Genomic DNA, 6,297 nt, shown 5'->3' with positions numbered 1-6,297 from the left:
TCGCCGGCGTGGCTCGGCCGCGTGGTCGACGCGCTCGGCCGACCGGTCGACGGTCTCGGCCCGCTCGCCAACGGACCTGAGATCTATCCGCTGCGCGCCGACCCGCCGCCGGCCCACGCCCGCCGCCGGGTGGGAAAACCGCTCGACCTCGGCGTCCGCTGCCTCAACACCTTCCTGACGATGTGCGCCGGCCAGCGCATGGGCATCTTCGCCGGCTCGGGCGTCGGCAAGTCGGTCCTGCTGTCGATGCTCGCCCGCTACACCGCCGCCGACGTCGCGGTGATCGGCCTCGTCGGCGAGCGCGGTCGCGAGGTGCAGGAGTTCCTGCAGGACGACCTCGGCGCCGCAGGCCTCGCCCGCTCCGTCGTGGTGGTCGCGACCTCGGACGAGCCGGCCCTGATGCGCCGCAACGCGGCCTACGTGACCCTCTCGGTCGCCGAACACTTCCGAGACCAGGGTGCCAAGGTCCTGTGCATGATCGATTCGATCACGCGCTTCGCCATGGCCCAGCGCGACATCGGGCTCGCCGCAGGCGAGCCGCCGACGGCCAAGGGCTACACCCCGACGGTGTTTTCCGAGCTTCCGCGGCTGCTCGAGCGGGCAGGCCCGGGGGTGGGGGAGGGGACGATCTCGGCCCTGTTCACCGTGCTGGTGGAGGGCGACGACCATAACGAGCCGGTGGCCGACGCGGTGCGCGGCATCCTCGACGGGCACATCGTGATGGAGCGGTCCATCGCCGAGCGCGGACGCTACCCGGCGGTGAACGTGCTGCGCTCGGTCTCGCGCACCATGCCGCGCTCGTGCGATCCGGCGTTCCTGCCGGTGGTGCGGCGGGCGCGCAAGCTGCTGGCGACCTACGCCGACATGGAGGAGCTGATCCGCCTCGGCGCCTACCGCGCCGGCGCCTCGCCCGAGGTCGACGAGGCGGTCGCGCTCATGCCGCGATTGGAGGCTTTTCTGGGGCAGGGTAAGGAAGAAGCAACCTCCATCGGCGATGGTTACGCACGGCTCGCGGAGATCGTGGGCGGGTCCTGAGGCGGACGGTGCGGCGGGTCCTGGCCGCGTCGCACGTCCGGTACTACCGGGATCTCGTGCGTTGTGTGGAGTGAGCGTATCCCATGAAATCGCGTGACACGCTGATCCGGCTACGCCGATTCCAGGTCGACGAGAAGCGTCGCCGCGTGACTCAGATCGAGATGATGATGGCCGACTTCCAGCGCATGGCGATGGAGCTCGACCGCGAGGTGGTCCACGAGGAAGCCCGCGCCGGCATCACCGACACCGGTCACTTCGCCTACCCGACCTACGCCCGCGCCGCCGCCGTCCGCCGGGACAACATGCGCCAGTCGGCGATCGCGCTCGAGAGCCAGCTGGCCGAGGCCAAGGCCGAGCTCGGCGAGGCGTTCGAGGACCTGAAGAAGGTCGAGATCCTTGACGACCGCGAGCGCTCGGCCGAGCGCGCCGCCGAGGCTGTCCGCGAGCAGGCGGCGATGGACGGCATCGGCCTATCGCGCGCCCGCGCCTAAGGCCGGGCAGCACGAAACCGTCATGATCCGATGACACTAGACCGTGCAGGCGCGCCCCGCCGGGCGTGCTTGCGGTGCGTCGCGTCCTGACGCATCAGGGGTTTCCCCGAGGTGCCGGTGTCCATGAAGAAGATCAGCGATTTCATCTGGCCGATCGTCGGCCTCGCCGCGGTCGCCGTCTCGGGATACCTGCTCTTCCGTGAGCTGCGCGGCATCTCGATGTCCGAGATCCAGGGCAGCCTCGCCGCCATCCCGCTGCACCGCTTCCTCCTGGCCGCGCTCTCCACCCTCGTCGCCTACGCCGCGCTCGCCTGGTACGACCGGATCGCGCTGTTGCACCTCGGCGTCACGCACATTTCGACGTTCTTCGTCTCGGTCTGCTCGTTCACCACCTACGCGCTGTCGCACAACATCGGCGCCTCGGTCTTCTCCGGCGCGGTGGTGCGTTACCGCGCCTACACCGCCAAGGGCCTGTCGGCGGCACAGGTCGCGGTGCTGGTCGCCCTGTGCTCCTTCACCTTCGGCCTCGGCACGATCCTGCTCGGCGGATTCGTGCTGGTGGCGCTACCCGACACCCTGACGCGGCTGCAGGGCTACCTTCCGGCGATCCTCACCAATCCGAGCACAGCCCGGACGCTCGGCGCGGTGCTGCTCGGCGCCGTGGCACTCTACGTCGCCGGCTCGCTGCTCAAGCTCAAGCCGCTGACGATCCGGTCGTTCAAGCTCGAATATCCGCGCCCCCGCATCATGATCCGGCAGATCATCGCCGCCCCGCTGGAGCTGCTCGGCGCGGCCGGGATCATCTATTTCGCGTTGCCCGAGGCGCATAACCCGGGCTTCCTGGTGGTGCTGGCGGTGTTCCTCGCCTCGTTCTCGGCGGCCCTCGTCTCGAACGCCCCCGGTGGCCTCGGCGTGTTCGAGCTGGTCTTCGTCGTGGCGATGCCCGACATCGCCAGGCCGGCGATCATCGCAGCGCTGCTCGTGTTCCGGATGTTCTATTTCTGGCTGCCGTTCCTGATCTCGGTCGTCGTCGTGCTGCTCTACGAGCGAAACCGACTGGCCGGCGCGCTTCGCGGGACCGGGACGCAGACGGCTCGCGCCCCGGACCCGCCGCTCGTCGCCCAGGGCCTCGATCCGGCGAAGATCGAGCGAGACCTCAAGCGCAAGACGGTGTGAGAAGAAGGGCCCATGGCGCAACCGCTCGACCACGGACGCTTGCGCCAGGCCCTCGAGGCGCTTGGATCGGACCTTGCCGCGCGCGGCGTCTTCATCGAGTTGGCCATCTACGGTGGCGGCGCGCTGATCCTTCAGTTCGAATGGCGCCGATCGACCTGGGACGTGGACGCGGTGGTGCGGGAAGGCTTCGACGAGGCGGTGCTCGCACCTTCCGTCGCCCGGGTCGCCAGGGAGATGGACCTCGATTCCGATTGGCTCAGCAACGCGGTCGGCATGTTCACGCCCCTCGACGAACCGGAGTCCTTGTTCGAGGTGTCGGGTGCGTATCCGTCCGAGGGCCCCCCGGGGCTGAGGACGCTCCTGGCACGCCCGCACTATCTCCTCGCCATGAAGCTCCGAGCCTTGAGCAGTCTCGATCGGGGCACGCGCGACATGGACGACGCCCGCGCGCTGGCCGCCCATCTCGGGATCGTCGACCTCGAAGGCTTGGTCACCCTCTACGCGTCGATCTACGACGAAGCCCCGACCATCGACGCGCGATTGCGCTTCCCGGCCATCCTGGATGCGTCCCCGTGAGACCCGCCACGCTTCACGAGGTCGCCGTCCGCATCCGCGAGGATGGCGACTGGGATCACCACAGCCGTGAGTTCCTCGACGCGTTCTATGCGCTCGACGGCAGGATCGAGCGGCAGACGGCGATGGTCGCCGACGATCCCGGCCTCGTCGGCGTTCCGCGCGCGGACGCCTATCTCGGGGCGATGGGCGAACATCTCGCCCGCCGTTGGGGATTGCCGATCCCCGCATGGGTGCGGGAGGACGCGCGCTATCTCACGACGGCTTGGTTCCTGCCGGACGAGCCGAACCTGCGCGATTACCTTCTCTGCGCGAGCCCGGTAGCCTTCCGCGTGCGCTTGATCTTCACAGGTCCGGACCCGCTGCAACGCGCACGCTTCCCCTATCACCGCGGCGTTCGCACCCTGCCGTTCGACTATCCGCCGCCCGACCTCACACCGAGCCGACGTTGCGCAGCCGCGCCCGCGCATGGATCTCCGCCTGGCTCATCACCGGGGTCTCGCGGCGGAAACGCTCGATGATCGAGCGCACGAACGGCCGGGCTTGAACCGAGGTGACGAGGACCGGCATCTCGCCCATCCGCGCCGCGGTCTCGAACCGGTCGCGCACCGTCTGCACGAACTCGGTGAGCTTCGAGGGCTGCATCGCGAGGTAGCGCTCGTCGCGCTCGCCCACGATCGAATCCAGGAAGGCCTGCTCCCAGGCCGGCGACAGGGTGATGATCGGCAGCATGCCGTCCGGCCCCTGGTACTGGGCGCAGATCTGGCGCCCGAGGCGCGCGCGGACGTGCTCGACGATGTCGCGCGGGTTCTTTACCGATCCGGCCACCTCCGCGATGCCCTCGACGATGGCGCCGAGGTCGCGGATCGAGACCCGCTCGGCAAGCAGGAACTGCAGCACCCGCTGGATGCCAGTGGTGTTGATCTGCGAGGGCACGACCTCCTTGACGAGCTCGGCGTGCTCCTTTGACAGCTCGCGCAGCAGCTTCGAGACCTCGACGTGGTTGAGCAGCTCCGAGACGTGCGCCTTGATGATCTCGGTGAGGTGCGTCGAGACCACGGTGGCGGCGTCGACGACGGTGTAGCCCTTGAGCTGCGCCTGGTCGCGCAGGGACGCGTCGATCCAGGTCGCGGGCAGGCCGAAGGTCGGCTCCAGCATATGCTGGCCAGGCAGCTGGACCTGGCCGCCCATCGGGTCCATCGCCATGAACTGGCCGGGGAAGATCTGGCCGGTCCCGGCCTCGATCTCCTTGACGCGCACGACGTAGGCGTTGGCGTCGAGCTGGACGTTGTCGAGGATGCGGACCGACGGCATGACGAAGCCGAGGTCGGCCGCCAGCTGGCGGCGCAGCGCCTTGATCTGGTCGGTCAGGCGGTCCTGGCCCTCGCCGCTGACGAGGGCGAGCAGCGCATAGCCCATCTCGAGCTTGAGGTCGTCGAGCTTCAGCAGGTCGGTGACCGTCTCCTCCTTGGCCGCGGCCGCCGCCGCGACGGCGGCGGGGTCCATCGGCACCCCGGCCTCGTCGAGAGGCGGCGCCTCGCGGGCGGTCTTGGCGAAGCGCCAGGCGGCGTAGCCGGAGGCGCCGGCGAGCGCCAGGAACGGCAGCATCGGCATGCCGGGCATCAGCGCGATCAGCACCATGACGCCCGAGGACATGCCGAGCGCCTTCGGGTAGTTGGCGAGCTGCTTGCCGAGCGCCTTGTCGGCCGAGCCCTTCACGCCCGCCTTCGAGACCAGGATGCCGGCGGCGGTCGAGACGATCAGTGCCGGCACCTGCGAGGCGAGGCCGTCGCCGATGGTGAGGAGCGTGTAGCTCTTGGCCGCCGCGCCGATCGCCATGTCCTGCTGCGCGACGCCGATGATGATGCCGCCGACCACGTTGATGAAGGTGATCAGCAGCGCCGCGATCGCATCGCCGCGTACGAACTTCGAGGCGCCGTCCATGGCGCCGAAGAAGGACGATTCCTCTTCCAAGGCCGAGCGCCGCGCCTTGGCGACCTTCTCGTCGATCAGGCCGGCCGAAAGGTCGGCGTCGATCGCCATCTGCTTGCCGGGCATCGCGTCGAGGGTGAAGCGCGCCGCGACCTCGGCGATGCGGCCCGAGCCCTTCGTGATGACGACGAAGTTCACGATGATCAGGATCGCGAACACGATGATCCCGATGACGAAGTTGCCCCCCATCACGAAGTTGCCGAACGCTTCGATGACGTGGCCGGCCGCCGCCGTTCCCTCGTGGCCGTGGCCGAGGATCAGCCGGGTCGAGGCGAGGTTCAGCGCCAGCCGCAGCATGGTCGCCATCAGCAGCAGCGTCGGGAAGACGGTGAATTCCAGCGGGTTGTCGATGAACAGGCCCGTCATCATGATTAGCACCGACATGATGATCGACACGGCGAGCAGCAGGTCGAGCAGCACCGACGGCAGCGGGAAGATCAGCACCGCGAGGATGCCCATCACCGCGGTCGCAAAGAACAGGTCGGTGCGCTTGGAGAGCGCGTCGAAGCTGGCGCGGTTCGGCATCGAGAAGCCGCCGAGCGCCGACATCCCTCCGGTCCGCTCCGGCGCGATCGCCGTCTCGCTCATGTCCCTGACCCCCGCCCGCGACGGGCGGACCCGGTAAGATTTGCCGGTTGGATGGTTAGCGTCCTGTTAACGCGACGTCCCGACGACGCCATCGGCCAAGCTGGAACCCGGCTCCGCTCCGGCGGCTTGAACGGGCTCGGGATCGGGCCCGCCGCACGAGCAGGCGCGCGATCTGACGTTCAACGACCGGAGGAACCACCATGGCGATGCGAGCCATCACCGCCCTGTTCGACGATTACGACGCGGCGGCCCGCGCGGTCGACAAGCTCGAAGCCGAGGGCATCCCCCACGGCGACATCAGCATCGTGGCCAACAACGCCGAGGACCGGCATGCCGGCCGCCACCACCGGACCGATCCCGGGGATCGCGAGCATGCCGAGGCCGGCCAGGAGGCCGGCGCCGCCGCCGAGCACCGTGCCGAGCGTCGCACCGGTGCCGGCGC

Annotated in this window: 7 protein-coding genes; 6 read left to right on the top strand and 1 reads right to left on the bottom strand. The window is 69.2% G+C overall.

The annotated features are described in order from the left end of the window. From fliI to FV222_RS14830, 5 genes are all read left to right on the top strand, one after another. The coding region (gene fliI / locus FV222_RS14850; RefSeq protein WP_147814864.1) for a flagellar protein export ATPase FliI at positions 1 to 1,035 on the top strand (1,035 nt) is incomplete at its 5' end. A gap of 83 nt (positions 1,036 to 1,118) precedes the next feature. Beyond that, a complete protein-coding gene (fliJ, locus tag FV222_RS14845; RefSeq protein WP_147753614.1) occupies positions 1,119 to 1,526 on the top strand; it encodes a flagellar export protein FliJ in 408 nt (135 codons plus the stop codon). 123 nt (positions 1,527 to 1,649) lie between these two features. Then, the gene (locus FV222_RS14840; protein WP_147814862.1) at positions 1,650 to 2,702 is read left to right on the top strand and encodes a lysylphosphatidylglycerol synthase domain-containing protein; all 1,053 of its coding nucleotides are present in this window, start codon (positions 1,650 to 1,652) and stop codon (positions 2,700 to 2,702) included. A gap of 12 nt (positions 2,703 to 2,714) precedes the next feature. Then, complete coding sequence (locus FV222_RS14835) at positions 2,715 to 3,278, top strand: hypothetical protein (protein WP_147761497.1); 564 nt, start codon at positions 2,715 to 2,717, stop codon at positions 3,276 to 3,278. After that, positions 3,275 to 3,796 carry a hypothetical protein gene (locus FV222_RS14830; protein ID WP_246685476.1) on the top strand — a complete coding sequence of 174 codons (522 nt, stop codon included), beginning with the start codon at positions 3,275 to 3,277 and terminating at the stop codon, positions 3,794 to 3,796. Before FV222_RS14835 ends, FV222_RS14830 begins: the two co-directional genes overlap by 4 nt. On the opposite strand, the gene flhA is transcribed toward FV222_RS14830, so the two are convergent. Then, positions 3,708 to 5,855 (bottom strand): flagellar biosynthesis protein FlhA, encoded by a 2,148-nt coding sequence (gene flhA / locus FV222_RS14825; RefSeq protein WP_147761498.1) that lies wholly within the window; start codon positions 5,853 to 5,855, stop codon positions 3,708 to 3,710. The two genes, FV222_RS14830 and flhA, sit on opposite strands and share 89 nt — an antisense overlap. A 200-nt stretch (positions 5,856 to 6,055) precedes the next feature. On the opposite strand from flhA, the gene FV222_RS14820 reads away from it, so the two are divergent. Then, positions 6,056 to 6,297 (top strand): general stress protein (locus FV222_RS14820; protein ID WP_348644937.1); only part of this gene is annotated, 242 nt, incomplete at its 3' end.

Source organism: Methylobacterium sp. WL103 (assembly GCF_008039885.1).
In the GTDB taxonomy this organism is placed as follows: Bacteria; Pseudomonadota; Alphaproteobacteria; order Rhizobiales; family Beijerinckiaceae; genus Methylobacterium; species Methylobacterium cerastii.
This window is presented reverse-complemented; position numbering and strand designations above follow the sequence as displayed.

Bases quoted from the DNA above. Each gene is read 5' to 3' on its own strand.
- fliJ (WP_147753614.1), top strand. From the start codon at position 1,119: ATGAAATCGCGTGACACGCTGATCCGGCTACGCCGATTCCAGGTCGAC.
- FV222_RS14840 (WP_147814862.1), top strand. From the start codon at position 1,650: ATGAAGAAGATCAGCGATTTCATCTGGCCGATCGTCGGCCTCGCCGCG.
- FV222_RS14835 (WP_147761497.1), top strand. From the start codon at position 2,715: ATGGCGCAACCGCTCGACCACGGACGCTTGCGCCAGGCCCTCGAGGCG.
- flhA (WP_147761498.1), bottom strand. From the start codon at position 5,855: ATGAGCGAGACGGCGATCGCGCCGGAGCGGACCGGAGGGATGTCGGCG.